Raw genomic sequence first — 26,875 nt, forward strand, 5'->3', positions numbered from 1 at the left:
AGCAAGCCTCTTGCTTAGAAAGTTTATGCGACAGCGTTGTTTTTTTCTCCCTGTGGCGAAATGGCGTATAAATCGCGCAAATAGGTTTCGCCCCAGTTCGCAATATCATTTTTACGCAGCACCGCCATCATGTCGTTATAACGCTCAAGCCGTTCTTCCAGCGGCATGGTCAGCGCTTTATCCAGCGCCGCCGCCACGTCATCACGGTCATAAGGGTTGACGATCAGCGCCGACGTTAGTTCATTCGCCGCACCGGCAAATTGTGACAAAACAAGAACGCCGGGATCTGTCGGATCCTGCGCGGCGACATATTCTTTCGCCACCAGATTCATGCCATCACGCAGCGGCGTTACCAGCCCGACATCCGTCAGACGGAATAATTTCATCAGCAGGCTGCGCTGGAAATGCTGGTTGAGGTAAAACAGCGGCGTCTGGTTGATGCCACCGTATTTACCGTTGATGCGCCCCACTTCGGTTTCCAGCTGATGACGAAGTTCCTGATAAGCCTGCACGTCGCCGCGTGATGTCGGAGCGATTTGCGAATAGCGCACTTTACCGCGATGCTGCGGGAATTTTTCCAGCAATGCCTCAAAGGCCAGAAAACGTTCCGGCAGCCCTTTGGTGTAATCGAGACGCTCGCAGGAAATGATGTTTTTCGCTTCGCGAAGTTCGCGTTCCATCGCCGCCATTTTCGGTGGCAGCGGGCCTTCGGCCATTTCCTTAATACTTTCCGGCGCAATGCTGATCGGGTATACGCCAGTGGCAAAGGTTTTGCCAAATGCCTGATGCTGATGCGCGTCGCAATCTTCAATATCGGTCAGTGCCTTGAGATTATCCAGAAACGCCAGGCGGTCACCTTCGGTCTGGAAGCCCAGTAAATCATACTCACACATCATTTTGAGCAATTCATCGTGCGTCGGCACCGCATTAAAAATTTCCGGGGTCGGGAACGGAATATGCAGGAAGAAACCTATGCGGTTTTTTACGCCGAGTTTGCGCAGCGCAGCGGCAAACGGCAGTAAATGATAATCGTGGATCCACAAGATATCGTCTGCTTTGATCAGCGGCTGCAATCTTTTCGCCAGCATGTCATTGACCCGGCAGTAACCGTCCCAGGCTTCACGCTGGAAATCCACCAGATCAATACGATAATGAAGTGCTGGCCAAAGTACGGCATTGGAAAACTGGCAGTAATACAGATCGTAATCGTTTTGATTAAGCGGAACCGAAGCGTAAGTAATGCCGTCATCTTCCATCAGATTCAGGTCATCCTCTTCTTCGCCCGATATTTCACTTATCTCACCATTCCAGCCAAACCAGAGGCCTGATGTATTTTTCAGCGCATCCAGAATGCCCACGGCCAGTCCACCGGCGGATTTGGATCCGTCAGGAATGGCAATTCGGTTAGAGACAACCACCAGGCGACTCATAATTCAGACTCCTTGTTAAATGTTAATGTGTGACGTTGTAACGCCTCGATCCAACGGTAAACATCGCGAACGGTTTTGACGCGATAATGCGCCAGACTTGAACCTTCGCCGACTTTCACCGTGATCCCCTGCATGGCGTTAACCACTTCGAACCCTTTTTCATCGGTCAGGTCATCGCCGACGAATACCGGAATACGCCCGGAAAATGGCGTCTGTTGCATGAACGTATAAATCGCTGCGCCTTTATCTTTTCCGCGGGGTTTAATCTCGAGAACGCATTTACCCGGCTGAAGAACAAGCTCAGGGAATTTTGCCACCACGGATTCAGCCAGTGCTAATACCTGCTGCTGATGCAGCATCGCCTGACGATAATGCAAAGCAAAAGCCATGCCTTTGGTTTCGAGCAAGGTACCCGGCAGTGCGGCCATGCCCGCTTCGAGGGTCTGTTGCACCGCTTGCGCCACATCATCGGGTAAGGTGACACGGTGCAGAGTGCCGTTGCCGTCGCGCATTTCAGCCCCATGAACGCCCGCAGCAGGGAGAACCAGCGGGCTGACCAACTGATCAAGCTGTTCCACCGGACGCCCCGACACCAGCGCCAGCGCGCCGGAAGAGGCCGCAAACAGCGTTTGCAGATGATCACGAACTTCAGCGGGGATGGTGACGGCATCCGGTTCAGCGCGGATTTCAGCCAGTGTGCCATCGACATCGAAAAAGAAGGCGTATTGGCGACTGTCCAATACAGGGAGAAGCGGTGTTTCGGTTGTATTTTCCTGAATTTCTGCAGTCAAAGTGACTCTCCTTTTAATGAGTTACAGCTCAACGCGTCATTGCGTTGAAAACCTCTGAAATGAATTATCAATAGGTAAATATAGCTCTGAACAGGAGAGTTGCAGCGATTATCAGATTAATCCAGACCGCGTCAGACGGGCATTCCCGGCAAAAATCCCTGCCGGATGCCCGTCCGGGGGTTAAGAACCGGGGCCGGTTTCTGCCGCATTGACTATCACACTGATGCCGGAATGCTGCGCCAGTTTTATGCAATCCTGCGTGTCCTCTCCGCCGGAAAAAGCCAGCACCACATCCGGCTGGCTGTCTTTCATCATAAATAGATTGCGGCGTATTTCGGCGTATTTACCGTGCAGTGACCAGTTAGCGGGATAACGGACAATGTGCACATCGGCGGTGCGTGCCCAGCGTTCGATCATCGCGCCCAGCGACTGATGTCCGCCATGGATCAGCACGCTTATCGGGTGTGATTGCGAAAACGCATCCAGTGCCCGTTGTACCCTGTTGATATCTGCATAAAAGCGCCCCGCGCAAATCAGTACCCTCATGTTCTATCCTTCTGTTTTTATCATTTTGTTTTTACTTCCGGGTGTCTGTGGCGTCATCGCTCAGGCGATCAATCACCGGATACGCCACCGCAGCAATGTGATGATGAACGCGCCGGTAATCACGCAGCACACGCTGGAAAATATCGCCGGATTCAGCCCAGGCATTTTTATCATCACGCAGATTTTTGAAATGCTCGCGGCTTGCCCTGGCTTCAATCTGGCGGATCACCTCTTTGCGCGAAACCAGCTGATGCGCGGCTGAGAGATCTTCACCCAGGAATGCGGTGACCGCCAGGCGCTGGCTGTTCAGGATCTCTGTGTGCAGCAAGCCAATGTTGTGCAGTTCAACGTCGCTGAAAGGTGCATTGCGGCGGGCACGGCGTGTCGCCAGCTCGGTGAGGCTGGTGGAAAGAATGTCTCCGGCGTGCTCAATGTTAATCACAAACATCAGGATTTCCTGCGCGCGGTCGGCATCGCTGTCACTCAGCCCTTCCTGTCCTAAATCCGCCAGATAGGCGCGGATTGCCGCACTCAAACCGTCAAGCGAATGATCTAACCGGCGGATTTCAGCCGCAGACTGATTATCAGCAGTCTTGAATAACGTCCGCAGCCGTTCGAGCATCAGGTTAAGCATGTCGGCCAGCCGCAGGGATTCACGCACTGAATTGGAAAGCCCGATATAAGCCACATCAAGCCCGGTTTCGTCGAGATACACCGGCATTTCTGCATCAGCGGCAGGTTGTTCCTCCGGGAAAATCCTTTCCAGCACACGGGCCAGCGGGCCGGTCAGCCCGATAAATACCCCGGCCAGCACGGCGCTGAACGCGGTGTGAAACCACACAACAAGTTGCGGCGTGGTCAGCGAAAGACCTGCGGCAACATGGCTGAGCAGCGGCATCAGGGCCAGCGCGAAAACACAGCCCGCGCCGCGCACCAGCAGATTACCCAGCGGCAGACGGCGCGCCACCGCCGAACCGGCGTTCAGCACCGGCGGCAGTGCGCCACCGATATTGGCACCCAGCACCAGCACCATGGCGGTCACCGGCGTCATCACGCCCGTGGCGGCGAGTGAGGCAATCAGCAAAATCACTGCCACGCTGGAATGGCACACCAGCGTGAGAATGATGGCCACCATCAGGGCAATCAGCGTATCGCCTTCTAATCCCTGCATCACGGCGCTGAATACTTCCGTGTTTTCGATGTGTCCGAGTGTGGCACTCAGCAGGCTAAGTGCCAGCAACATCAGCCCGAGGCCGATCAGCGCACAGCCTGCACTTTCAAACCCGGAATGGTCGCGCATTTTGAACACGACAAAACCGCTCAGTATCAGCAACGGTATGGCGATCGCGGTGTTGAAACTCATCAGTTGCACCACCAGGGTGGAACCGACATTTGCGCCGAGCATGACCGCCAGCGCGGGCGCCAGACTTAGCGTGCCCGCGGCGGTAAAAGAGGTGGCCATCAGGCTGACTGCGGTGCTGCTTTGCAGCAAACCGGTAATACCGATCCCGGCGAGCAACGCCATCCAGCGGCTGGACAGATGATGGCCCATCCAGTGGCGTAACGGTGTGCCGAAGCCACGTTGCAGCGCGGTCGAAATCATGTGAGATCCCCACAGCAGCAGCGCAATAGCGCCTGCCAGATTGACCAGCAGCGTAGTGCCGGATTGGGGTGTCATGGTTGTTACAGTGTGGGTCATAGACATAGCGGCTCCCCTTTTTCAGGGTTGTCATTGTTATTCGTTACAGCGGTTAACGCGCATCACAGCGGGTGCAGGTGCCGTCATCGTGACGGCACCCGGTTTCTGCGGATAACAGTTCAGCAGATCAGAACCACTGTTTGAAACGGCGGATATACATTGTTTTCATACCTTGTGCCACGCAGCAGTAAGCCAGCAGCGTACCGGCCAGCCACGGGAAGTATTCCCACGGCAGCGCCTGCAATCCGACAATCGGTCCGAGCGGAGAGAACGGCACGTAGATACCGACCGCCATGACCAGACCGGTCATCAGCATCACCGGCCAGGCGGCAGTGCTCTGAATGAACGGGATCTTCCGGGTGCGCAACATATGCACCACCAGTGTTTGTGACAGCAGCCCTTCCACAAACCAGCCAGACTGGAACAGCGTCTGCATCGATTCACTGTTGGCGCTGAACACAAACCACATCAGCGCAAAGGTGGTCATATCGAAAATCGATGAGGTCGGGCCAATCCATTCCATAAAGCGGCCGATGTTTTTTGCGTCCCACTTACGCGGTTTTTTCAGGAACTCCTTGTCGATTTTGTCCCACGGCAGAGCCAGCTGTGAGATGTCATACATCAGGTTTTGCAGCAGCAAATGAATCGCCAGCATCGGCAGGAACGGAATAAACGCACTGGCGACCAGCACAGAGAACACGTTGCCGAAGTTAGAACTGGCCGTCATATTGAGGTATTTCATGATATTGCCGAAAGTCTCGCGCCCTTTCAGCACGCCCTCTTCCAGCACCATCAGGCTTTTTTCCAGCAGGATAATATCGGCTGACTCTTTGGCGATATCGGTGCCGCTGTCGACGGAAATGCCGACATCAGCATCCCGCAGTGCAGGCGCGTCGTTGATCCCGTCGCCCAAAAACCCGACAGTGTGGCCGTTAGCCTGCAACGCTTTCAGCACGCGGGATTTTTGCAGCGGCGTCAGCTTGGCAAACACCGTGCGTTCTTCCACCAGCTGGCGCAGTGAGGTGTCATCGAGGCGTTCAACCTGCGAGCCGAGTAACGGTTCACCCGGCTCCAGACCGACCTGACGGCAGATACGGCTGGTCACGATGGCGTTATCGCCGGTCAGCACTTTCACCGTCACACCGATATCACGCAGTGCGGCAATCGCCGGACCCGCAGATTCTTTCGGCGGATCAAGGAAGGTCAGGAATCCGCTGATGATCAGATCATGCTCATCGTCAGTGCCATACTGTTTTTTGACGTCGCCTTTCGGGATCGCCCGGGTCGCCACCACCAGCACGCGGAAGCCATCCTGGTTGTAGTCGTTGGCCATCGCCAGTAACGCGTCACGACGTGAAGGATTCAGTGCTACCACTTTGCCGTTTTCATGCATATGGGTGGAAATACTGAGCATTTCTTCCACCGCGCCTTTGCACACCAGCAGGTGATTCTCCAGCGGATCCTTCACCACGATCGACAGGCGACGACGGATAAAATCGAACGGCATTTCATCGACCTTGCGGTAGCCCTGCGGCCTGACGAAGCCCGGTGTGTTTTCGGAGAAGTAAATCACTGCCTGATCCATCAGGTTTTTGATGCCGCTCTGATGAAAACTGTTCAGCCACGCCAGTTGCAGCACGGAATCATTGTTCTGACCGTGCGTATCGATGTGGTGCTCAAGAATGATTTTATCTTGCGTCAGCGTGCCGGTTTTGTCCGTACACAGCACGTCCATGGCGCCAAGGTTCTGGATAGCGTTCAGGCGTTTTACGACCACTTTGCGCTTCGCCATTGCCACAGCGCCTTTCGCCAGATTGGCGCTGACGATCATTGGCAGCATTTCCGGCGTCAGACCCACGGCTACCGCCACCGCGAACAGCAGCGCGTCCCACCATTCACCTTTAGTAATGCCGTTGAGCAGGAACACCACCGGCACCATTACCAGCATGAAACGGATCAGCAACCAGCTGACGCTGTTCACGCCGCGATCAAAGGCCGTTTGAGCGCGGGTACCGACAATGGCTTTGGCAAGCGATCCGAAATACGTCCGTGCGCCGGTCGCCACGACCACCGCCTGCGCGGTGCCACTGACCACGTTGGTGCCCATGAAACAGATGTTGGGAATATCCAGCAGGTTTTCGTTTTCCTCATTGAGGGCGCTGGCCGATTTAGGGGCGACATCGCCCATCGTGTCGTATTTTTCGACCGGCAACGCTTCACCGGTCAGCACCGCCTGACTGATAAATAAGTCACGGGATTCGATCAGCCGTACATCGGCCGGGATCATATCCCCGGCGTAAAGCTGCACGATGTCACCGACCACCAACTGACGCATCGGGATGTCACACTGTTTGCCCTGCCTGCCCGGCATGTCGCGGCGCAACACGGTGGCAGTGGTGCGAACCATGGCTTTCAGCGCTTCGGCGGATTTTGCCGAACGGTATTCCTGCCAGAAACGCACCAGCCCGCTGAGGCCGACCATCGCGCAAATGATGTAAACCGACACCAGATCCGTTTCTTCTCCGGCGCGCAGCGGCAGCCAGTAATCGGTAAAGAAGCTGATTATCGCCAGCACGGCGAGCACATAAATAAACGGGTTGTTGAATGCTTTGATTAACTGAACCAGCGCGTGAGGTGGCCTGTCGTGTGCCACTTCGTTGTAGCCTTCTTTCTCCAGCCGTTTCGCCGCTTCCCCATGCGTGAGGCCCGCGCGGCTGGCATTAACATTAATCAGCGTCACGTCAATGCCGTTTTTGGCTTCCTGAGCCGCGCGCATGGAGAGCGCCTGTTTCTTTCTTTCTGCCGTTTTTCTTTCGAGTGTATTGTTGTTTTGTACAGTCATGGTGGTACTCCTGTCACCGGATAACGTGCAGGGGAATAATGTCGCCTGTTATTTCAGGCAGTAAAAACCCTTCACGTTATTTCAGTGATCGGTATTAAATTCATATCGCGCAGAATTCCCCGCCGTTTATTATCCTTTAATTAAAAAGGGCCTAAACAGAGTGAAATCGATAGTGTGTCTTTTATTGACGCGTAACTTCCCTGAGTTTTTTATTACGCGAAGAATTTCTATTTCGCGGATAATAAAAAGACAGAGCCGTCAGGCATCAGTCAGGACGATGTTCAGCGCAGCGTAATGCCGGGACTGAATCAGATGAGGGATAACCGACTTTGTGGTTCTTCGCTGTCAGAAACGATGCAACGTTGCTCCAGTTGACCGGTGACAGGGCTGACACGCCATGTGGTGATGCGTGCGTTCACCCTGCTGATTTTAGAAGAAAAAATGGATGGAGAGTCTTTCTTATGCGCAGCCAGCGTCCGGTCGCGGGACGGGCGTACACGCAAAGTGGATGTCAGGGTTTTGACATCAGAAAAAAGGGTAGATTTGAACTTCATAACACACCTCGGGACCGTGACATTCAGGTTGAGGTGAGATTACACGAGAGCATCAGGCTCTGGTGAGGCACACCCAAACGGTGAAATGATCACAATCGATTTTATGTTTACTGTTCCGGTGCGCTATTTCAGCGTCATCCGGCAAGTTACTGGTTACAGTGTCCATTAGTCTCTTATGTAAAGTTAATAAAGGCCGCTACTTCCGGCTCGTGCAATTTACCCATGCGCCATATTATTGTCAACCCGCAAAAACTGCTTAATATGTTTCGTTTATATTTCAGTGAGGAAATAGCCGGACAGCATGCGCTGACCGGCTGACAGACGTCACACCGTAATGTGATAACGTCAGAAATTATATTGGATCCCCAGGCGTAAACGGGTTTGCCTTTCGTCGGTGGTTTTCCTGACCGAAACATCACCGATCTCGGCATAAGGCGTCCATTGCTTGTTAATATTATATGCGACCTTTAAATCCTGCTCATAATCCCATTTGTCGTTGTCATACAGGATCTGATCGCTGTGTTTATAAATATAGTTATATTCAAATCGCCAGTCTGCCAGACGGTAACCCAGCCATATTTCGCCGCGATTGGTTTTACGGTCTTCGGTATTTTCTTTGGTATAACGGGTATATTCATAACGATAACGGGCATTGAAATAAATGCCGCTGTCAAAGGTATATCCCGCAGTTAAAAAGGGTTTGTAGATACTGCTGTCAGAGCTGGACTCCAGCGTGAATCCCGGCTGGATGAACACTTCTGGCGTCACTTTAACCTGATAGCTGATGGTGCTTTCTGTACCATTATCTACCAGATTATTAAAGGGTTTGTTCTCATTGTCGCCGCCGGATTTCCATTTAGCCTCCAGCGAGAAACCGAACCCGTTGGCGAAGCGGTGGGAGACCAGCGCCCTGTCTTTATGTTGTTTACTGTCATCGAGCCATTCGTGGCGAAGGTCAATTGTGACGGCCTGACTGCTGGCGCTGGCCAGCAGTAAACCGCAGATCATCAGTCTGCTATTTTTCATTTTTATAAGTCCCAGAGATATTGAGTAGTATTGTTTTATATAAAGCATTGACTATTAATAACGCCGCTTTATTTGTTTTTCAAAAAGTCAGCATAATTAAATCCGCCGTCTGAAAGACGGGTAATCGGATCCGGCAACCGCAGAGAAATATAATCTCCCGGTTTAATTTCCTGATGCTTTGTATTCACCGTTTTGTGGTCAGCGTAAAAATAATTGCTGTTATCCACATTACCGGTCACGGCATCGTCATACTTTCCTGCGGTGGTGCGCAGCGAAATGTTGTCCTTAAAAGTGCCCTGCTTGTCAGCCGTGGTGTATGGCGAAGGCCGGAACAGGAAGTTGAAGCGTTTGTTATCGACTGCGCGGTTGTCTTCGATAACCAGCGCGCCCGGATTGAAGTTGTCGGTAAAGCCGTCCATGCCGTTGCCTACCGCGACGTTGTGACGCACCACATGGCTGACCGGTAATCCTTCGCCACCCAGTTTGAAACCATTGCTGCCGTTGTTCACTGACAGGCTGTGCTCAATGGTCACACTGCCGTTCGGGCCGTCTTCGATTTTGTTGAACAGGTCGAAACCATCGTCAATATTGTCGTGGGAATAACAGTTCACCAGCCGGTTACCCTCGCCCACGCGCATTTTGACGGCAAATCCGTCGGCGTTCTTGCGCCCCGGATCCTGATTTCCCCAGGACTCAGCATTGCTGATGAGATTATGGCTGGCCCATAATGCCCGCCCGACGCCGTCCGGCGATGCCACCCAGATGCCGGTATCGTCGGCGTGATGCGCCTTCACGCGGTCGATATGGTTATAGCTTCCGGCAATATGAAAGCTTTTTTGCGTAATGGTAATGCCCTGAATATTCCAGTAGCTGGCATTGAGTGTCAGGCCGTTAAACACTACGTTGTCGCCCTGTGCACGCAGGGTTTTCCGGTTTTTGTCGGTGCCGCTGGCGGTTGCCGGGATCACGCTTTCCGGATAATCACCCTCTTTCAGCCACAGCGTGCCGCCCGGTGCTAAAAGATTAACGGCACTGTTAAAATCCAGCGGATGTTCAGCCGAGCCGTCATTACCTGCCGCGCCAGCCGGTGAAACATACAACTGGTCAGGATTGCTGACCAGCGCCATACTCACCGCAAATTCCTGCGTCACCGGTTTGCCGTCTGCCGGTGTGTAGGTTATTTTCAGCGCTGTCACCGGTTGTTCAGCATGAAACGCAACCGCGACCACTTCACCACCGCGTACCGCTTTTTGCGGCAACAGCGGTTTGCCATTCTGAGCAACCTGCACCTGTCCGTCACCGTTAGTACGTAACTGGAACACGCTGTCGCGGCGGGTAATGACCGGCGATGACATCACCTCAATACGCGCATTAAGTGACGGTGTCACATACGGCGCAGAGGGCTGAGTATGCGCTTCGCTGAGTGTCAGCTTTGCGTGATCTACCGTCATTTTGGCATTGCGTGAGGCGAAGAAACCGACGTAATAACCGGTTTTATCCAGTTGTGTCACGCTGTCCGCGCGCTGCACGGATTTGCTTACCCACTGATCGCTGCCTTGTGGCGCATAGGCGACGGTAAAACCGTTGTCCGTGCGGGTCAGTCGCAGCGAAAAACGGGCTGGCGTACTCAGCGGATGATAGCTTTCACGTACCATGCTGATGCCGGTATTTCCCCAGGGTTGCTGTACGCCCTGACGGGCAATCATCGCCAGCACCGGCGGTTTATCGCCGATGGCCATGACACTGTTCATCACCATATTTGATGCTGCCGGTAACTCCTCAATCCCCGGTTTGGTCACCGGCTCACGCGGATTGCCCAGAATATCGCGTACCAGTAATCCGGCCCCTTCCTGCCCGGCGGGTTTCGCACCATTTTCCGGCCCGAACTGGTTGAGTGTGATCTCCGCTTCAAGCTGGAAATTCACCTCCGCCGGTAAGCGTGTATAGAAATAAGTTAAGCCGTCGTGACTGTTACCGACTTTGCCGCCACGGCTTTCGAGTGTGAACGGCGTGCTGAGCACGGTGCCCGCCGCCGGAACTGCTTTGCCATCTGCCAGTAAGGTTTCGTTCATGCCGATTTTCTCCGGCAGAACGTTGGTGGCGAAATTGACGTCGGTTGACTGACCAAATGTGATGCTGTGCCAGACCAGTTTGCCGGTATCCGGCAATGCAGCGGCCAGGCTTTGTGCGCTCATTCCGAGGGAGAGCGCGACAATGACAAATTTTGATGCCCACATAATCGTTCTTATCCTAAAAACGTGAGGGGTCACTGGCCGGTGACCCGGCCAGTCGGAAAGTAGAGAAATAGAGTTAAATCAGGCGTTAAGGTTGTTGTGTGGTGCTCACCATCGGTTTGGGTTCGGTGACCTCAACGGCAGGCGTATCGAAAATTTTGCGGCAGACGACGCTGTTACCCCAGCACTGTTCATACGGATAACCAATCAGTTCTTCCATCACCGCCCGTACTTCCGGCTGAACCTGGCTAATCTGCCCGCCCGCTTTGATACGTGCTACTTCGCCCAGCACCACAAGGTGAGTTTTGCGGTTCAGTTTCATCTGATTACTGAACACGATAGCCATCAGCGCCAGCGCAATAACACCGATACAGAACACCAGCGCAATCGCCATCACCGCACTTTCAGGCTGGGTATGAGATTTGGACTGGAAGCCGTAGAAGCTCAAAATCGCACCCATCACGAAAACAATCACCGAGCGCATCAGTTTGCCGGAGAAGGTCATCGCACCGGCGTAAATCCCCTCGCGGCGACGACCGGTGAAGGCTTCATCAATGTCCGCCAGGAAGGTATAAACCGTCCACGGAATGTAATACACGCCGCCGGTACCGATACCGAAGATGACCGTGATAGTCAGCATGGCCGCTGTGGCATATTGCTGCGGCAGATGCAGGACGTGCAGCAGGCTGTAGCAAATGACCGAGAAAATCACGATGCCCAGCGCCAGAATGTAAGGCTTGCTGAAGCCGTGCCTGACGCAGATGCCGATAAATATCGCGGTAGAGAACAGTTGCAGCATCGAGTTCAGGCTGCTCAGACCGGCAACCATTGTCGGATCATATTGCAGCACGAAAATAATGAAGTAGGTGAAAACGGAAGCAAACAGCCATTCGGCCCCGAAGCCACACAGATACATGCCCAGATGCTTACGGAACACACGCAGGTGGAATGTCGATTTCATGTCGCGAACCAGCGTCAGCATGGTTTTGCCGAGGGTCATTTTCTTCTCATCGACCGGCGTGGTTTCTTCTACCGGGCGTTCCCAGGAAGAGAGATACAACATGCCCAGGGCGATAAACAAGATCACGCCATACGTCAGTGCGGTGTAGAAAAACGGCTGCGCGGAGTCTTTGCCGTAGATCAGAATGAACTGGCCCGGAATGAACGCGGCGAGGAAGTTCGCTACTTTGCCGAAAATCGCTTTATAGCCGGTCAGTTTTGAACGGGCGGAGAAATCGGTGGTCATTTCGGTCGCGAGCGTTTCATACGGCACCATCACCGAGGTGTAAATCAGCTCGAATATCACGTAAGTCGAGAGGTAATACCAGAATCCGAAGCCTTCAACCCACAGCAACGGATAGAACATCATCAGTGGCACGCCCAGTAAAATGAAGAAACGGCGGCGGCCAAAACGTTTGCCGAGGCGTGTTTTACCAAAGTTATCCGAGAGATAACCCATCAGCGGGTTACTGATGGCATCGATGATGCTGGCGACGGAGAAGATCGCCGATGCCTGTAGCAGCGTCAGGCCACAAAATGTGGTGTAGAAGTACAGCAGCCAGATCCCGGCGATCGCCAGTGCACCGCTGCCCAACAGATTTCCGCCGCCATACGCCAGCTGATGTTTAAATAAAATAGGTTTTTCTGCGTTCATAGGTTATCCGCCCAGAGAGATATTTATAAAATGAACCGGTGTTTTGTTTTTATAGAGATGACGTTTTATATAGGCGGGATGAATGAATAGATGTGAATAACATCACATTTAAAACAGCAGGGGGCGGCTGGCGATAAGATTTTGCGATACGTGTAACATTCCTCACCATCAAAAATACACAATTCACGAGATGGTTCAGATCGTATTAGTTTTAAATCGAATGATTAACTGACTATTGCTCTACAAAACCGCCACTTAACCCATGCGGAAATTTTACATTCGCATCAGAATTTTCGTTGAAGGTCAGGCATAAGCGTTGGGGGACTGAACAAAAGGCCGTTCCCTGGCCCCTGATACAGCGGGTGATTTACGGGTAAATCTGAGGTCAGGCGTTCAGTAAAGACGCTGTGCTCTCATGCAATTCATCAAGCAAGGTATAACGCTTGCGGTATTCGGAACGTTTCTTGCTGGCAATCTCTTCCATCGGTTTGCGCGGCAGTTCCAGTGGTACGTGATATAAGGCTGAAGACGCGGGCGTGGCGCTGATGGAATCCCAGAATTCGTTATAACTGGCGACAAACACGTTTTTCTTGCGGTGACGGTAGCGCAGGCTGCGGAACACATGGCCGGTATCGCTGACCGCAAGAATGCGCTGCACGCCGGTTTCGGCCGCGACACGTTGCAGGCTTTCCAGCAGCAGGCGTTTCGGGAACAATCCGTAACAGGATTTGGTCGCCTGCTTAATCACTTCATGTGGCGTTGAGCGGTGTGCCCCCTGGAAACCGCCGATAATCAGTGTCCTCCCTTGCGGACGTTTCACAATGCTAAACGTCAGCGCCGCAAGCAACGTGTCCTCCATATAAAGGAACATGTTGGCCTCGCCTTCGCGCTCGGATTTGCCGATGGAACCCAGCACCACCTGGAAAGCTTCACCGTCTTTGCCGGTGAACCGGGTGATGGTGTTGCCGGTTGCGCTCAGAAAGGTATTGCGCAGGCGGACGTTTTCCAGGTTTTTGACGAATGCGTAGTGATCAACCAGTGCATCAGCACGTCCGGCAGAATGTAAACCGAGGTGCAGATACGGCTTATGAATTTTACTCGGCAATTTGGTCTGTACGGTGAAAGCTTCCTGCCAGACCGGCTCAGCAGCCATCTTATTCAACACCTTCAGGGTATCGAGCGGATGCAGTAAGGTGCGCACGGCGTATTTGACCCGGAACATCCGGTCGCGCCACAGGTTGTCCGGCACGCACGTTCCGCTCAGAAGATCGACAAACAGGCTGAATCCGCTGGTTTTTTTTATGGTGTGTTCAACGGGATACGCTTCGCTGAGTGATTCGGTTTCATTGAGAGGGATGTGTTCCATGATCTATTTCCGCTGCCTGAAATAATCACGGTATCACCTGGTTTTTAAACCTCTTTACAACATGGTTTTAAAGATAAGCGAGGTTGTCGGAATAAGTGCGGGCCGTTTAGCTGCCGTTTATCCGGGGTGACTGAAAGCAGTCTCACTGCCTGATATCTATTGATATGCGTGATGAGTTTCTCGTTTTCGGACATCATACAAACGCTATTGCACAGAATTTGGTTAACTTAGAAATGTTGGGAAATGTTACGAAAATGAATTCGTGATGATCATTCAGCAGTTGTAAGGAAACTTTGATGAAAATTATTACTACTTTTTGCCTCGCCAGTCTTTTCACTGTCAATGCGTTTGCCCTGACCGGCAACGATGCGACCACCAAACCAGACCTCTACTACTTAAAAAACGATCAGGCGATTAACAGTCTGGCGCTGCTTCCGCCACCACCCGCAGTGGGCAGTATTGCTTTTTTGAACGATCAGGCCATGTATGAACAGGGTCGTCTGCTGCGCTCAACTGAACGTGGCAAACTGGCGGCAGAAGATGCCAACCTGAGTGCGGGGGGTGTCGCGAACGCCTTCTCCGGTGCCTTTGGTTCGCCAATCACCGCCAAAGACACCCCGGAACTGCACAAACTGCTGACCAATATGATTGAAGATGCAGGTGATCTGGCGACGCGTTCCGCCAAAGAAAAGTACATGCGCATTCGTCCGTTTGCCTTCTACGGCGTGCCGACCTGTAACACCACCGAGCAGGATAAACTGTCGAAAAACGGTTCGTATCCTTCCGGCCACACCTCAATTGGCTGGGCCACCGCGCTGGTGCTGACCGAAATTAACCCGCAGCGCCAGGACCAAATCCTGCAACGCGGTTTCGATTTAGGTCAGAGCCGGGTAATTTGCGGCTACCACTGGCAAAGCGATGTCGATGCCGCGCGCATCGTCGGTTCCGCAGTAGTGGCAACCCTGCATACCAACTCTGCTTTCCAGCAACAGTTGCAAAAAGCCAAAGAAGAGTTTGCGAAGCAGCATCCGTAAATATTGCTGGCCTCCCCGGCCTGATCTTCGTAAAAGCTGGGGAGTCTGTAATGCCACATTTCTCATTGATACTAAATTTCTGAAAATTGCTTTTTTGCAACGGTCACTAATTGTTAACTCCCCTTCGCAGGCATAACGTCATTCCTCATTTTAAAAAGGAGTTTCATTATGGCTAGCCCCGCATATCTCTGGCTATACGATGCAAATGGCGCACTACTTTATGGCGGTTCTGAGGTTTTAAGCCGTGAAGGCGCGATCGAGATTCAAAGCTTCACGCATGGTCTTTCCGTACCCTTCGATGGCAATACCGGTCGGCTGACATCTACCCGTGTTCATCAAACCATGGGACTTGTAAAAGAGTTCGATAAATCTACTCCCTACCTCTACCGTGCCGTCGCCACCAGCGAAAAGCTGCAAAAGGCGGTGATTAAATGGTACCGCATTAATGCGGCTGGTATGGAGGAAGAGTTTTTGAATATGACAATGGAAGGCGTGCGTATACTTAACATCAATCCACATATGCACAATTTCAAACAAGCTGACGGACAGGCCAGTATGCCCACGGAGTCCATTGGCCTTGGGTATCAGAAAATTACATGGTTGTACCTCGACGGACATATCAGTTTTACCGATCAGTGGAACTCCAGCATTTACGCATAAACGGAGACAGGGATGATTTCATGCAGAGTGGATTTTAATCGCCTTTATGAGAGTGGAAAAATTGCAAAACTTTATTGTGCTGGGGTTGGGATCTTTCCTGTATTTTCAGGCTTATTCCCGCACACAAACAGAATAGGTTGTGGAGGTAATGAGAATGGGCCAATTCCGACGGGTAAATACTGGATTGTTGACCGCACCAGAGGGGGAGTGAGGTCGAGATTAAAGGAGTACGAAAAGCATATTCGCACGGGTAATGATTACTCATCTTGGTTTGCCCTGTATCGACAAGATGGCTTGATCGATGATTCAACTTATATCGGTGAGACCTTGCGCAGAAGTTTCCGTTTGCATCCATTGCGACCGGATGGTACCGGCGTATCAGATGGGTGTTTAACATTCATGTATCATGCCGATTTTGACAAGCTCAGAAGCGCGTTGTTGAATTCGCACACTAGAGACATCCCAATCATACATCTGAAGGCATATGGAGAAATCGAAGTTACGGGGGATATGAATGCGCCATGCCTTATTCTGTAAGATAGCGGTGCGGCTGGCGCTTTTTATTTTTATAGATTACTACCTGCTGTCGCCCTTCCCCGGCTGGCTGATTGATTATGAATACATCAAATCGATAGCCATCGCGGATTATTTTGATCAACTGATGAAACCAGATTACGGAGCCCCCCCATGGCCTGGATTGCAGGATGATATTTTTGTCGTGTTGCTCTCCGTCACAGGATTAATTCCAACCTTGTTGATAATGGTTATGATTGAGGCAATTGTGAAGGCAGGCATTAAGGTCGTTAAACGTAAAAATATAAAGTAAACCCGGCTGATGCCGGGTTTTTCTGTTCAGGGAATTAAAGACCCCGATGCCTTATTTATTCTCAACAAACTCAAACGCCAGACGCAGTTGTTCGGCGTTGGGGTTTCCCGGCAACAGATGAATGGATTCTCCGGGCTGGAGCGTGCGCTCAATCAGGCGGGAAAGCTGTTTCTCATCATGAATATCCACCTGCAACTGCGCCAGACTGACCGGCAGATTCAGCACTTTGTACAGCGCGGTTAACTGCTGCACCACTTCCGGTTGATTGAGCAGCGCGCTTTGCACCAGAATGCCGTAAGCGACTTTGGTGCCGTGCAGGAAGGCGTCAGTTTGGGGCAGCGCGGTCAGGCCGTTATGCACCGAATGCGCGGCGGCAATGCGCGTATAGCGGTCGCCCAGCCCGCCCACTAATCCGCCGCCCGCAATAATGGCGTCGAGCACATTGAGGAATGGCTGCGTCAGCTGGTTATCGTCCTGCGCCTGCAACGCGGCTTCGCTTTCATTGAGCAACACATCCCGAATGGTCAGCGCGGTATTCAGGCCGAGCTGCACGGTTAAGGGCAGTTTTTCCGGCTGCGGGCTGAGTACCACCGCTTCGTACCATTTCGCCAGCGTATCGCCGATCCCGGCCAGCAGATATTCCTTCGGTGCGCGCAGAATAATGCGCGGTTCGACCAGCACCAGATGGTTGGCGTCGTTGAATATTTCGTAACGCAGCGCCTGCCCTTCGTCGTTATACCACACAGACAATGGCGTCCAGGCCGCACAGGTCGCGGCAATGGTCGGAATGGCCACTACCGGCAAACCGAGACGACGCGCCACCACTTTGGCGGTATCCAGCACCGCACCGCCGCCGATGCCGATCACCACCTGCCGGTCATTGCCGCCGATATGCGCAATGCGCTGTACTTCAGTTTCGCTGCAATGTGCCGCGAACAACACACGCTTCGCCTGCGGGGCAGTAAACGCTTGCGGCAGGAAATCTTGCGCAGCCACTAATGCACGCTCGCCGTAAATCCACAGCGCGTTATCCAGTTGTTGCGGCGTATAAAACTGCACCAGCCGGTCGATGGCACCGGGGAAAGAAAAGTAGTTGGCAGGGCCGGTAACCACACGGATATCTGTATCACTCATGGGGAAATCCTTAATTTAGAAGCTGTTAACATCCTACGCCCGGCCATCCGGATGGCTAATAATCTTTGGCATTAACTTATGCCTTTTCGTTCGTTGCCAAGTGTTACCTCGTCATGAAAACTCGGACAATCAATTCATTAACCCACTATAAAAGCCTGCACAAAGGGCTCGCGTGAATTGTCCTCCCGTTAAATGATGATTAACCACACAGGGTAATAAACATGAAACTGTTCTCCGCGTCGTTACTGGCGTTAAGTTTGCTCTCCGTTTTTCCATCTTTCGCCGCAGATACTCCGCCGGTGCCGAAAGCCATTGCCGATCATAAAGGGCCGGTGCGTATTGCGGTAATCCGCAATCTGGGCTCTGACGATAACACCACGCAGTTTGTGTCCGGCGCTATTCAGGAAGGCCGCAAACTGGGCTTTCAGGTGAATACATTCCTCAGTAACGGTGATGACGCGAAGTTCCAGGATTTCGTCAATCAGGCCATCAGCCAGAAATACGACGGTATTATTTTGTCGCAGGGGCGCGACCCGTATTCCACCGATTTGCTGAAACGTATTACCGCCAGCGGCATTGCGGTATCCGTGTTTGATACCGCCGTGAATGGCGATATTCCCGGCGTGACGGTCACGCAACAGGATGACGCCTCGCTCACCGATCTTTCCGTCGGGCAACTGGTGAAAGATTTCAACGGTAAAGCCAATATCGTCAAACTGTGGGTGGCCGGTTTCCCGCCGATGGAACGTCGTCAGGATGCCTATAAAAAAGTATTAGCCGACAATCCGGGTATTCATGAGCTGGAATCGGTCGGCGCGGTGTCGTCGGATGTTCAGGGCGATACCGCCAATAAAATCGGCGCGCTGCTGGCGAAATACCCGAAAGGCAAAATCGATGCTATCTGGGGAACCTGGGATGCGTTCAGTCAGGGCGCGTATAAAGCCTTGCAGGAGAATGGCCGCACTGAAATCAAACTCTACAGCATCGATATTTCCAATCAGGATATCGGTCTGATGCGCGAAGCCAACAGCCCGTGGAAACTCAGCGTGGCGGTGGATCCGAAACTGATCGGCGCGATCAACCTGCGTCTGGTCGCTAACAAAATTGCCGGTGAAAAAACGCCAGAGACTTATGAATTCAAAGCCTCGGCTATCCCGCAGACGTTGCTGACAAGCAACCCTGATGCGGTAAACGTCGCGTCACTGGCGAAAGTGATCCCGGGCTGGGGTAAATCTGATGATTTCATCGCGCCGTGGTTCGCCACCCTTGAAGCACAGCACAAAAAATAAGGCCGGACTATGACAACGCAATCTCTCCCGACCCCGGAATACAGTCGTAATATGCGACTGATCGGCCACAGCGATCAGGGTGGAAAACCGGACGGTGTGCAGGTAATGGTCCATCGTGGCTACGCGTATATCGGCCACATGGTGTCGCAGGGTTTCTCCATTGTGGATGTGCGTGATGCCAAAAATCCGCGCCCTGCCGGTTTTATCCCCGCACCTTCGGGCACCTGGAATGTGCATTTGCAGGCGCATGACGATTTACTGCTGGTGATCAACGCGCGGGATTTGTTCGCCGACGTGCGTTTTGCCGATGAAAAAGTCTATTACACCCGCTCCGTCAGCGAGACGGTTCAGGGTACGCAGCAGCGTGGCTGGAGCGCCGGTGTGCGTATCTTTGATATTTCGGTGCCCGATCAACCAAAAGAAATCAGCTTTCTCGCGCTGGAAGGTATCGGCGTACATCGCATCTGGTATGTCGGCGGGCGCTGGGCGTACGTTTCAGCCCTGATTGATGGCTACAGCGATTATATTTTCCTGACGATTGATCTGGCCGACCCGCGCAATCCGCAGGTCGCCGGACGCTGGTGGCTGCCGGGGATGCATACCGCAGGCGGTGAAACGCCGGACTGGCCGGAAGGTAAACGTTATGCGCTGCACCATGCCATTATCAGCGGGGATACGGCCTATGCCAGCTGGCGTGACGGCGGCCTGACGTTGCTGGATATCAAAGACCGCAGCGCGCCACAACTGATTTCTCACCGCAACTGGAGTCCGCCATTTGGCGGCGGCACGCATACCGCGCTGCCGTTGCCGGACCGGGATTTGCTGGTCGTGCTCGACGAGGCAGTGCTGGATAATCAGGAAGATGGCGAAAAGCTGATCTGGCTGTTTGACGTGCGCGAGCCGTCGAATCCGGTGAGTATTTCGACCTTTCCGCAGCCGGAGGAACGGGATTACGTCAGCAAAGGGGCGCATTTCGGGCCGCACAATTTGCATGAAAACCGGCCGGGCAGCTTTATCAGTTCAACGCTGATTTTCGCCACCTACCAGAATGCGGGTGTGCGTGCTTACGACATCAGCAATCCGTACCAGCCGAAAGAAACCGGTGCGCTGGTGCCCGCTGCGCCCGTTACCATGATGGATAAACGTCCCGGCAGGCCGCAGGTGATCCAGTCCTGCGACGTGTTTGTCGATGCGCAGGGAATTATCTACAGCACCGACTATAACGGCGGATTATCCATTATCGAATATCTCGGCTAATCCCCTGCCCGCGCCTGAGATTATTTGGTTTCAGGTGCGGGTGTTTTCGGTTTTCCGGCCAGCGATTTTCCCGGACTGAGTACCAGCCAAACCGCCAGACAGATCAGAATGCCTCCGGCAAAGAACCCTTCTGACAGCTTTTCATTAAGCAGCAGATAACCCCACAGAATACCGAACGGCGGGATCAGAAACGTCACGGTCATGCTGCGCAGCGGGCCGATATCGGCTATCAGGCGGAAATACAAAATGTACGCCCATGCCGTACAGATAAACCCGACGGCCAGCACACAGAGCCAGACCAGCGGTTGCGCCCAGGTCACCGGCGCTTCGGTAGCCGAGGTATAAAGGAAAAAGGGCAACAGGAACAGTGTCGCGCCGAGCTGGCTACCGGTCGCCACCAGTTTGGGATCCAACCCGCCGCGTTCGCTGATCCAGCGACGGGTGAGGAAACCGGCCACTGCATAACAGCCGGTCGCCACCAGGCAGGCGATGACGCCCGCCAGTAATTGCGGCACCGATTCCGCGCTGCCGGTGGTGGTGAGCAAGGTAATGCCGAACAGGCCGGTGAGTACACCGAGCGCTTTTTTCAGCGTCACGGTTTCATGAAAGAATAAACCGCCGAGCACGACACCCATCAGCGGCGTGGTGGCGTTGAGAATGGCGGAATAACCGGCGGGTAACCAGCGTGCTGCCAGACAATACATCAGAAAAGGCAAACCGGAGTTGATCACCCCGAGCAGCAGCGAGCGGCCAAATTTATGCTGATAATCACGCGGCGTTCTCAGTACCGCAAGGATCACGACCAGTCCGACAAATCCGAACAGTACGCGAAGAAACGCCGTATTGATGGCACCGAACGCCGGAGCCGCCACGCGCATAAACAGAAAACTGCCACCCCAGATCGCCGCCAGCAGTAGCAATCGGCAATAATCCCCACTTTTCATTCACATCCCCTATTGAACATTGTCTGATGTCTTGTTTTATTGATGCAGGCGAATAACTAAAACGTGTTAATCAGTGTAGTGAATGTTCCGCCCGAAAAACCCTCTTTTTCTTGCTTTGTAATTCTGGTGAAGGCGCTGTAATGACTGATTTCTCACAAGCTGATTTTGACGTGCGTCTGGAATGGGGCGCGCAGGCGGTGGAGCATCTGGCGGCAGATGCCGATTGCATCGTGATTATTGATGTCATGTCGTTTTCTACCTGCGTGAGTATCGCCACCGCGCGCGGTGGAACGGTGTTTCCGTATCCGTGGAAGGATGCCAGCGCGCAGCAATATGCCGCTGAGCGGAATGCGCAGTGCGCGCAATTTGACCGGCGTTTTCAGGGGCCGGGGTTCACCCTTTCGCCCTGCTCTCTGCAGGAAATGGTTAGCGGGACGCGGCTGGTATTGCCTTCGCCGAACGGATCGGCGCTGACCTTTCAAGCTAAAACACACAATGCGGCGATTTTCACTGCCTGCTTGCGCAATCTCACTGCCACGGCGCGTGCCTGTGAAAAGTATCCGCGCATTCTGGTGATCCCCGCCGGTGAAAAATGGCCGGACAATAGTCTTCGCCCGGCGCTTGAAGATCTGGTCGCTGCGGGGGGATTGATTTCACGGCTGCGCAATCGTCAGTTATCAGCAGAAGCCCGCGCGGCGCAGACGGTTTATCAAAACCTGACGCTTGCAGAACTTGCAGATTGCGGCTCAGCACGCGAACTCACCCGACGCGGTTTTGCTGCTGATGTTGCGCTGTGTCTGCAGGAAGATGTCAGTGATTTCGCTTGTCAGTTGCAGGATGATTTTTTCACGTCGGCCCGCTAAGCGTAAAAATCGCTCTTTTTGATCTTCATTTGATCTATAACCCGTATAAAGGTGTGTGATAGGTTTAATACTTATCATCTATCTTTTGCTGCAGCGTGTAGCGAGTGGGTTTTTCCGGGACAGAACACAATGAGCCACAGTAAACCGGATGCATCAGAACATCCGCAGGGAGACTCCGCAGTTAATACCGGGATCTCCGTTATTGCTTTATTGGTTGCCGCTGCTTTCTTCATGGAGTTTATCGACGGTACGGTGATAGCCACCGCACTGCCGCAAATGGCGATTTCTTTCGGGGTATCTGCTGTTGATCTGAATGCCGGGATGAGCGCCTATATGCTCACGCTGGCGGTATTGATCCCCGCCAGCGGCTGGGCGGCGGAACGTTTTGGTGCCCGCAACGTGTTCACGTTTGCGCTCGGCGTTTTCACGCTGGCCTCACTGTTTTGTGCAATGGCCTCCAGCGTCAGTGAATTTATCATTCTGCGTATTATTCAGGGGATCGGCGGCGCGTTGATGGTGCCGGTCGGGCGTCTGACGGTGTTGAAAACGACGCCGAAGCCGCAGCTGATTAAAGCTATTGCCACCCTGACCTGGCCTGCGCTGGTCGCGCCGATCCTCGGGCCACCGCTCGGCGGGTTTATCACCCATTACGCCTCGTGGCACTGGATTTTCTATATCAATGTGCCGCTCGGGATTATCGCGATGATGCTGGCGTGGCGTCTGTTTCCGCAGGAACCTTCCGCGGAGCCGAAGCATTTCGACAAACCGGGGTTTGTACTGACCGGTCTGGCGATGCTTTCGCTGGTGACCGGTCTGGAGCTGATCAGTCAGGACCACATTTTATGGACCGCCGCCATACTGTTGCTGGTGATGGGAGTGGTGCTTTCGGTGCTGGCTATCCGGCATCTTTACCGCGACCCCGAACCGATGGTTCATCTCGGGGCGATAGTCATTCCGACGTTTCGTATCAGTATGGGAGGCGGTTCTCTGTTTCGCGTGACTATCAGCGCCGTGCCGTTCCTGCTGCCGCTGATGTTGCAGGTCGGATTTGGCATGGATCCCTTCCATGCCGGCTTGCTGGTGCTGGCGGTATTTGCCGGTAATCTGGCGATGAAACCGGCCACTACGCCGCTGATCCGTCGTTTCGGTTTTCGCCCGGTGCTGGTGGTTAACGGTCTGCTGAGCGTTTTCTCGCTGTTGTTCTGCGCGTTCCTGACGCCGGACACGCCTGACTGGCTGGTGATGGTATTGCTGTTTCTCGGCGGCCTGAGCCGTTCGATGCAGTTCACCGGCATCAGCACGCTGGCGTTTTCCGACGTGCCTGCGAAACAAATGGCCGATGCCAATACCCTGTTCAGCACGGTGTTGCAACTGTCTGTCGGGCTTGGGATTACCGTCGGCGCGCTCGGTACCCGTCTTGGTGAGCAACTGGTTGATGCGCTGGACTGGGCGTCTGTGCCCGGCATGAGTTTCAAAATCTCCTTCGTGGTTATTGCTGTGCTGACGCTGATCGGCTGGCTGGATATGTTGCGCCTGAAACCGGATGCCGGTTCCTCCGTTTCGGGCAAAAAGTGAATCGCTGCTCTATGATGAGTCGTGTTAATTAACCCTTACGGGAGAACCCGATGTTCACAGGATTAAGTGCTTTTCCTCTTACGCCGCTGACTGAAAAAGGCATTGATGAGAAATCTTTTGTCAGGCTGATGGAACGGCTGGTCAGTGCGGGTGTGGACTCCATTGGTGCGCTCGGCTCGACGGGCAGTTATGCCTATCTTAAGCACAGTGAACGCGACCGCGTTGCGCGGCTGGCCGTAGAACACGCCAACGGTATTCCGGTGATGGTCAGTATCGGCTCGGTGCGGACTTCCGATGTATTGCATCTGGCAGAAGATGCCCAGCGGGCAGGTGTCAGCGCCGTGTTGCTGGCACCGGTGTCGTATCAGAAACTGACGCAAGATGAAGTGTTTACGCTGTATGAAACCGTCAGCCGACATCTTTCCGTGCCGTTGTGTGTTTACGACAATCCGGCCACCACGCATTTCGATTTCACCGATGAGCTTTACGGACGTATCGCGCAATTGCCGCATGTTGCCAGTATCAAAATTCCCGGACTTTCAGCGGATCCGCTCGTCACGCGTAAACGGCTTGACCAACTCCGTCGACTTGTCCCTTCTCATGTGACACTTGGCGCGGCGGGCGATCTGGCGGCGGCGACCGTGCTCACCGAAGGCGGCGATGTGTGGTATTCGGTGATTGCCGGATTGTTCCCGGAAATTCCGCTGGCGATCACCCGCGCGGCGCAAAAAGGCGATGCGCAGACTGCGCAGGCGCTGTCTGCTCAGCTGGAGCCGCTCTGGGAACTGTTCCGCCAGCACGGCAGCCTGCGCGTTGTGGCCGCCGCAGCGGAAATTCTTGGCCTGGTATCGGCCCCTTGTCTGCCGTTACCGCTTCAGTCGTTGTCGGCCGATGCCCGTCAGCATCTTACTTCCGTGCTTGATACCTTATTTCAGCACTGAAAAACTGCCTGAAACAGGGTGGATTATTAATTAAGTTCCTTTCTAAATCTAATGACATTCACAGCGTGAATGTCATTATCTTACAGCGTGTTACCCTGCCGTTTTATCCTTGCGTCATATCACTTTTTTCTGATTTTAAGGGGTCGGAATAAATCGCTTTCTATTATTATGCGTCGCGGCTGAAAGGCTATTTTCCGCCGCGCGGAGAGGTTTGTTTTTAACTGAAAGTCAAAAGGAATGATAATGCCATACGGTGATAATGGTCAGGGACTCTTTCGCAGAGGGCAGCTTGAGCAACAAATAATCAGAACCACCAAGTTCTCGATTTACGCGCAGGCGGTGTATTGCGTTAACAGAATGCTGCGCGAGGCCAATGTCGGTATTTCGGAGCAGGCGTACCAAAGCATCTCACGCAATATTACTGCGGTGACAAACGGACGCCTTTACGAAACATCGGCTTCACTTTCAGAAGCGCGGGTATTTGCACGTGATACTGCGGGGGCGATAAAAGCCGGTGATTTTAAATCGGCGGCGATCACAGCCAGTGGCGCTGCGATCAACGCCATTGGCGGGCCGCTGTTTTTTGGTCATTATGACCGTAACAAACTGATGGCGATAGAACGCCATCTGTACGATAACTTCCACCTGTAATTTTCTGACGACCACATGGGGGCTGACAGTGCATTTTGCCCCCGTACGGGTTTCCCCTCTTTTGCCTCGCGCTCCACGCCACAAACAGCCACCCTTTTTATCGCTTATTCACCCGTTTGATTTCGCTTAAATCGCCTAAAGTGGCAGCATCATGAACCTTTTCTGCCTGCGCGCTGGCGCGGAGCAAAACACATAAAGGCTATTCAGGCGTGGCAAAATCATTTTTACGCAGTGGCAGTCTCAATGACATCCTTGCGCTGGGCGAAAACGGGCTACCGGTTTACGCATCAGCCCTGCAATTACGCGAAACCTTACGTCTGCGTAAACAACCGGTGATTGCCGATTGTCTGGCGATCCCGCAGCTTAATGAGGCCGGTGACCGCCTCGACTGGTATTCCCCCCGAGAAGGCAAAGTCGTTTCCTGGGCCGCTGCCACAGATGCCGCGCGCGCATCGGCTTTGCGCCAGCTCGAGAACTGTCTCGACACCGTGTCGCAAATCAGCAAAGCGGCAAAATCTTCTGAGAAACCCGCCACTCAGTTTTTTGGCTCGTTACTGGAAAAAGCCTTCCGTTTTCCGGATCAAAACCATGTGTATCTGGTCGGAGGGCAGCCTGTACTGACCTTCTGGGGCTTCCTGAGTCTCGACAGCGTCAGTAATCCTGATCCTTTCGCAGCGCTGCGCAATACGCTGACCGCCGATGAACCCCTGCCAGCGCTGTCGCTGGTAGCAGAAAAAATCAAAGCGCCGGAACCGGTCATTGAAAAGCCGGAACCTGTGCGGGTAATTAAAACCATTGAAGCCCGTGCGGCTGAACAGGAAGTTACGGCGCCGGAACCGGTTGCGACCCCGCGCCGTAAAAAATCTCCGCTGATCTGGGCACTGCCGGTCGCGGCGCTGGTCGTCGCCGGTTCTGCCGCAGGCTGGTTATATTCCCGTACGCCTGCGCCAAAAGTTGAAACCGCGAAGACCGAAGCGCCGAAACCTGCTGCGACAACGGAACCGGCGGTGATTGCCCCGCCACTGGTGGCTGAAGAAGTGAAATCCCCCGAAGTGAAAACGCCGGAACCGACACCGTTACCGGTCGCACCGGCCGCTGTGGTGGTGCCTTCTCCGGAGCCCGTCGCGGAAGTGGAAAAAACACCGGTCGCTGCTGTACCGGCTGTGCCTGTCAGCAAAAATGCCTTAGTGATGCCACCTGATGCGGTAAAAATCGGCTCGACCAAATTTCTCAACGGTAACTGGAATGTGGTGGTGGATATCAAAGATCCGGTTACCGGTAAACCGCCGGTGCTGCGTTATCAGTTTAAACAGGGTCAGGGTACGGTAAAAATTACCTACGGCGCGGGCGTGACCTGTCGCACGGTGGCAAATGCCGGTCTGATGCAATCAGGAAATCTGGTGATTAACAGCCGTTACCGGGCGAAATGCAGCGACGGCTCCCGTTATCAGATGCCGGAAATCAGTTGTACTCAGGGCGCGACTGGCGCTGCCGTGTGTCAGGGTCGTTATACCGGCGACACGGTTTACCCAATGACCATTAAGCGTGAAGGTAAATAA

The 26,875-nt window shown here is 53.4% G+C and carries 23 protein-coding genes; 11 read left to right on the plus strand and 12 right to left on the minus strand.

Features of this window, described 5'->3' with window-relative positions; genetic code table 11:
- Positions 1-23 precede the first annotated feature (23 nt).
- The 10 genes from otsA to AACU55_RS08340 all read right to left on the minus strand — a co-directional run bounded on the left by otsA (position 24) and on the right by AACU55_RS08340 (position 14,142).
- Positions 24-1,430 (minus strand): alpha,alpha-trehalose-phosphate synthase, encoded by a 1,407-nt coding sequence (otsA, locus tag AACU55_RS08295; protein ID WP_037032955.1) that lies wholly within the window; start codon positions 1,428-1,430, stop codon positions 24-26.
- Positions 1,427-2,221: a trehalose-phosphatase gene (gene otsB, locus AACU55_RS08300; protein ID WP_191996262.1), complete on the minus strand. Its 795-nt coding sequence runs from the start codon at positions 2,219-2,221 to the stop codon at positions 1,427-1,429. Before otsB ends, otsA begins: the two co-directional genes overlap by 4 nt.
- 180 nt (positions 2,222-2,401) lie before the next feature.
- Positions 2,402-2,767: a DUF2493 domain-containing protein gene (locus tag AACU55_RS08305; protein ID WP_013577721.1), complete on the minus strand. Its 366-nt coding sequence runs from the start codon at positions 2,765-2,767 to the stop codon at positions 2,402-2,404.
- Positions 2,768-2,798: 31 nt separating this feature from the next.
- Entirely contained in the window at positions 2,799-4,472 is a 1,674-nt protein-coding gene (locus AACU55_RS08310) for a Na/Pi cotransporter family protein (protein ID WP_134705399.1), read from the minus strand.
- A gap of 121 nt (positions 4,473-4,593) precedes the next feature.
- Positions 4,594-7,308 (minus strand): magnesium-translocating P-type ATPase, encoded by a 2,715-nt coding sequence (mgtA, locus tag AACU55_RS08315; RefSeq protein WP_134705400.1) that lies wholly within the window; start codon positions 7,306-7,308, stop codon positions 4,594-4,596.
- Between the two features lie 308 nt (positions 7,309-7,616).
- Entirely contained in the window at positions 7,617-7,862 is a 246-nt protein-coding gene (locus AACU55_RS08320; protein ID WP_013577724.1) for a hypothetical protein, read from the minus strand.
- A 345-nt stretch (positions 7,863-8,207) separates the two neighbouring features.
- Complete coding sequence (locus AACU55_RS08325; RefSeq protein WP_037032959.1) at positions 8,208-8,888, minus strand: oligogalacturonate-specific porin KdgM family protein; 681 nt, start codon at positions 8,886-8,888, stop codon at positions 8,208-8,210.
- Positions 8,889-8,956: 68 nt separating this feature from the next.
- A complete protein-coding gene (locus AACU55_RS08330; RefSeq protein WP_134705401.1) occupies positions 8,957-11,125 on the minus strand; it encodes a right-handed parallel beta-helix repeat-containing protein in 2,169 nt (722 codons plus the stop codon).
- Positions 11,126-11,210: 85 nt separating this feature from the next.
- On the minus strand, positions 11,211-12,776 hold the full coding sequence (locus tag AACU55_RS08335) for an MFS transporter (protein WP_134705402.1): 1,566 nt from the start codon (positions 12,774-12,776) through the stop codon (positions 11,211-11,213).
- A 385-nt stretch (positions 12,777-13,161) separates the two neighbouring features.
- On the minus strand, positions 13,162-14,142 hold the full coding sequence (locus tag AACU55_RS08340; RefSeq protein WP_051930974.1) for a VirK/YbjX family protein: 981 nt from the start codon (positions 14,140-14,142) through the stop codon (positions 13,162-13,164).
- Positions 14,143-14,438: 296 nt separating this feature from the next.
- Here AACU55_RS08340 and phoC point away from each other — a divergent pair, with 296 nt between their 5' ends.
- The 4 genes from phoC (at position 14,439) to AACU55_RS08360 (ending at position 16,662) form a co-directional block, all read left to right on the plus strand.
- On the plus strand, positions 14,439-15,176 hold the full coding sequence (phoC, locus tag AACU55_RS08345) for an acid phosphatase PhoC (RefSeq protein WP_013577729.1): 738 nt from the start codon (positions 14,439-14,441) through the stop codon (positions 15,174-15,176).
- 168 nt (positions 15,177-15,344) lie between these two features.
- The gene (locus AACU55_RS08350) at positions 15,345-15,836 is read left to right on the plus strand and encodes an Hcp family type VI secretion system effector (protein WP_013577730.1); all 492 of its coding nucleotides are present in this window, start codon (positions 15,345-15,347) and stop codon (positions 15,834-15,836) included.
- A 12-nt stretch (positions 15,837-15,848) separates the two neighbouring features.
- Positions 15,849-16,373 carry a DUF2778 domain-containing protein gene (locus tag AACU55_RS08355; RefSeq protein WP_134705403.1) on the plus strand — a complete coding sequence of 175 codons (525 nt, stop codon included), beginning with the start codon at positions 15,849-15,851 and terminating at the stop codon, positions 16,371-16,373.
- Positions 16,351-16,662, plus strand: a complete 312-nt coding sequence (locus tag AACU55_RS08360) for a hypothetical protein (protein ID WP_013577732.1) — start codon at positions 16,351-16,353, stop codon at positions 16,660-16,662. Before AACU55_RS08355 ends, AACU55_RS08360 begins: the two co-directional genes overlap by 23 nt.
- A 51-nt stretch (positions 16,663-16,713) precedes the next feature.
- Here the strand turns inward: AACU55_RS08360 and AACU55_RS08365 are convergent, their stop codons facing one another.
- On the minus strand, positions 16,714-17,796 hold the full coding sequence (locus AACU55_RS08365) for an oxidoreductase (protein ID WP_134705404.1): 1,083 nt from the start codon (positions 17,794-17,796) through the stop codon (positions 16,714-16,716).
- 221 nt (positions 17,797-18,017) lie between these two features.
- On the opposite strand from AACU55_RS08365, the gene AACU55_RS08370 reads away from it, so the two are divergent.
- The gene (locus AACU55_RS08370) at positions 18,018-19,085 is read left to right on the plus strand and encodes a sugar ABC transporter substrate-binding protein (protein WP_134705405.1); all 1,068 of its coding nucleotides are present in this window, start codon (positions 18,018-18,020) and stop codon (positions 19,083-19,085) included.
- Between the two features lie 9 nt (positions 19,086-19,094).
- Entirely contained in the window at positions 19,095-20,342 is a 1,248-nt protein-coding gene (locus tag AACU55_RS08375; protein WP_134705406.1) for an LVIVD repeat-containing protein, read from the plus strand.
- A gap of 20 nt (positions 20,343-20,362) precedes the next feature.
- Here AACU55_RS08375 and AACU55_RS08380 read toward each other — a convergent pair whose 3' ends face one another.
- The gene (locus tag AACU55_RS08380; protein WP_037032964.1) at positions 20,363-21,286 is read right to left on the minus strand and encodes a DMT family transporter; all 924 of its coding nucleotides are present in this window, start codon (positions 21,284-21,286) and stop codon (positions 20,363-20,365) included.
- A gap of 140 nt (positions 21,287-21,426) precedes the next feature.
- Between AACU55_RS08380 and AACU55_RS08385 the strand changes: the two genes are divergently transcribed.
- The 5 genes from AACU55_RS08385 to AACU55_RS08405 all read left to right on the plus strand — a co-directional run bounded on the left by AACU55_RS08385 (position 21,427) and on the right by AACU55_RS08405 (position 26,875).
- Positions 21,427-22,149 carry a 2-phosphosulfolactate phosphatase gene (locus AACU55_RS08385; protein WP_134705407.1) on the plus strand — a complete coding sequence of 241 codons (723 nt, stop codon included), beginning with the start codon at positions 21,427-21,429 and terminating at the stop codon, positions 22,147-22,149.
- Positions 22,150-22,278: 129 nt separating this feature from the next.
- Positions 22,279-23,724 (plus strand): DHA2 family efflux MFS transporter permease subunit, encoded by a 1,446-nt coding sequence (locus AACU55_RS08390; RefSeq protein ID WP_134705408.1) that lies wholly within the window; start codon positions 22,279-22,281, stop codon positions 23,722-23,724.
- A 50-nt stretch (positions 23,725-23,774) separates the two neighbouring features.
- Entirely contained in the window at positions 23,775-24,665 is an 891-nt protein-coding gene (locus AACU55_RS08395) for a dihydrodipicolinate synthase family protein (RefSeq protein WP_134705409.1), read from the plus strand.
- Between the two features lie 243 nt (positions 24,666-24,908).
- Positions 24,909-25,316, plus strand: a complete 408-nt coding sequence (locus AACU55_RS08400) for a hypothetical protein (protein WP_013577740.1) — start codon at positions 24,909-24,911, stop codon at positions 25,314-25,316.
- A 209-nt stretch (positions 25,317-25,525) separates the two neighbouring features.
- Entirely contained in the window at positions 25,526-26,875 is a 1,350-nt protein-coding gene (locus AACU55_RS08405; protein ID WP_037032968.1) for an SrfA family protein, read from the plus strand.

The organism is Rahnella sp. CJA17(1/100) (genome assembly GCF_963881615.1).
GTDB classification, from domain to species: Bacteria; Pseudomonadota; Gammaproteobacteria; order Enterobacterales; family Enterobacteriaceae; genus Rahnella; species Rahnella aceris.

Bases quoted from the DNA above. Each gene is read 5' to 3' on its own strand.
- otsA (WP_037032955.1), bottom strand. From the start codon at position 1,430: ATGAGTCGCCTGGTGGTTGTCTCTAACCGAATTGCCATTCCTGACGGA.
- AACU55_RS08305 (WP_013577721.1), bottom strand. From the start codon at position 2,767: ATGAGGGTACTGATTTGCGCGGGGCGCTTTTATGCAGATATCAACAGG.
- AACU55_RS08310 (WP_134705399.1), bottom strand. From the start codon at position 4,472: ATGTCTATGACCCACACTGTAACAACCATGACACCCCAATCCGGCACT.
- mgtA (WP_134705400.1), bottom strand. From the start codon at position 7,308: ATGACTGTACAAAACAACAATACACTCGAAAGAAAAACGGCAGAAAGA.
- AACU55_RS08320 (WP_013577724.1), bottom strand. From the start codon at position 7,862: ATGAAGTTCAAATCTACCCTTTTTTCTGATGTCAAAACCCTGACATCC.
- AACU55_RS08325 (WP_037032959.1), bottom strand. From the start codon at position 8,888: ATGAAAAATAGCAGACTGATGATCTGCGGTTTACTGCTGGCCAGCGCC.
- AACU55_RS08330 (WP_134705401.1), bottom strand. From the start codon at position 11,125: ATGTGGGCATCAAAATTTGTCATTGTCGCGCTCTCCCTCGGAATGAGC.
- AACU55_RS08335 (WP_134705402.1), bottom strand. From the start codon at position 12,776: ATGAACGCAGAAAAACCTATTTTATTTAAACATCAGCTGGCGTATGGC.
- AACU55_RS08340 (WP_051930974.1), bottom strand. From the start codon at position 14,142: ATGGAACACATCCCTCTCAATGAAACCGAATCACTCAGCGAAGCGTAT.
- phoC (WP_013577729.1), top strand. From the start codon at position 14,439: ATGAAAATTATTACTACTTTTTGCCTCGCCAGTCTTTTCACTGTCAAT.
- AACU55_RS08350 (WP_013577730.1), top strand. From the start codon at position 15,345: ATGGCTAGCCCCGCATATCTCTGGCTATACGATGCAAATGGCGCACTA.
- AACU55_RS08355 (WP_134705403.1), top strand. From the start codon at position 15,849: ATGATTTCATGCAGAGTGGATTTTAATCGCCTTTATGAGAGTGGAAAA.
- AACU55_RS08360 (WP_013577732.1), top strand. From the start codon at position 16,351: ATGCGCCATGCCTTATTCTGTAAGATAGCGGTGCGGCTGGCGCTTTTT.
- AACU55_RS08365 (WP_134705404.1), bottom strand. From the start codon at position 17,796: ATGAGTGATACAGATATCCGTGTGGTTACCGGCCCTGCCAACTACTTT.
- AACU55_RS08370 (WP_134705405.1), top strand. From the start codon at position 18,018: ATGAAACTGTTCTCCGCGTCGTTACTGGCGTTAAGTTTGCTCTCCGTT.
- AACU55_RS08375 (WP_134705406.1), top strand. From the start codon at position 19,095: ATGACAACGCAATCTCTCCCGACCCCGGAATACAGTCGTAATATGCGA.
- AACU55_RS08380 (WP_037032964.1), bottom strand. From the start codon at position 21,286: ATGAAAAGTGGGGATTATTGCCGATTGCTACTGCTGGCGGCGATCTGG.
- AACU55_RS08385 (WP_134705407.1), top strand. From the start codon at position 21,427: ATGACTGATTTCTCACAAGCTGATTTTGACGTGCGTCTGGAATGGGGC.
- AACU55_RS08390 (WP_134705408.1), top strand. From the start codon at position 22,279: ATGAGCCACAGTAAACCGGATGCATCAGAACATCCGCAGGGAGACTCC.
- AACU55_RS08395 (WP_134705409.1), top strand. From the start codon at position 23,775: ATGTTCACAGGATTAAGTGCTTTTCCTCTTACGCCGCTGACTGAAAAA.
- AACU55_RS08400 (WP_013577740.1), top strand. From the start codon at position 24,909: ATGCCATACGGTGATAATGGTCAGGGACTCTTTCGCAGAGGGCAGCTT.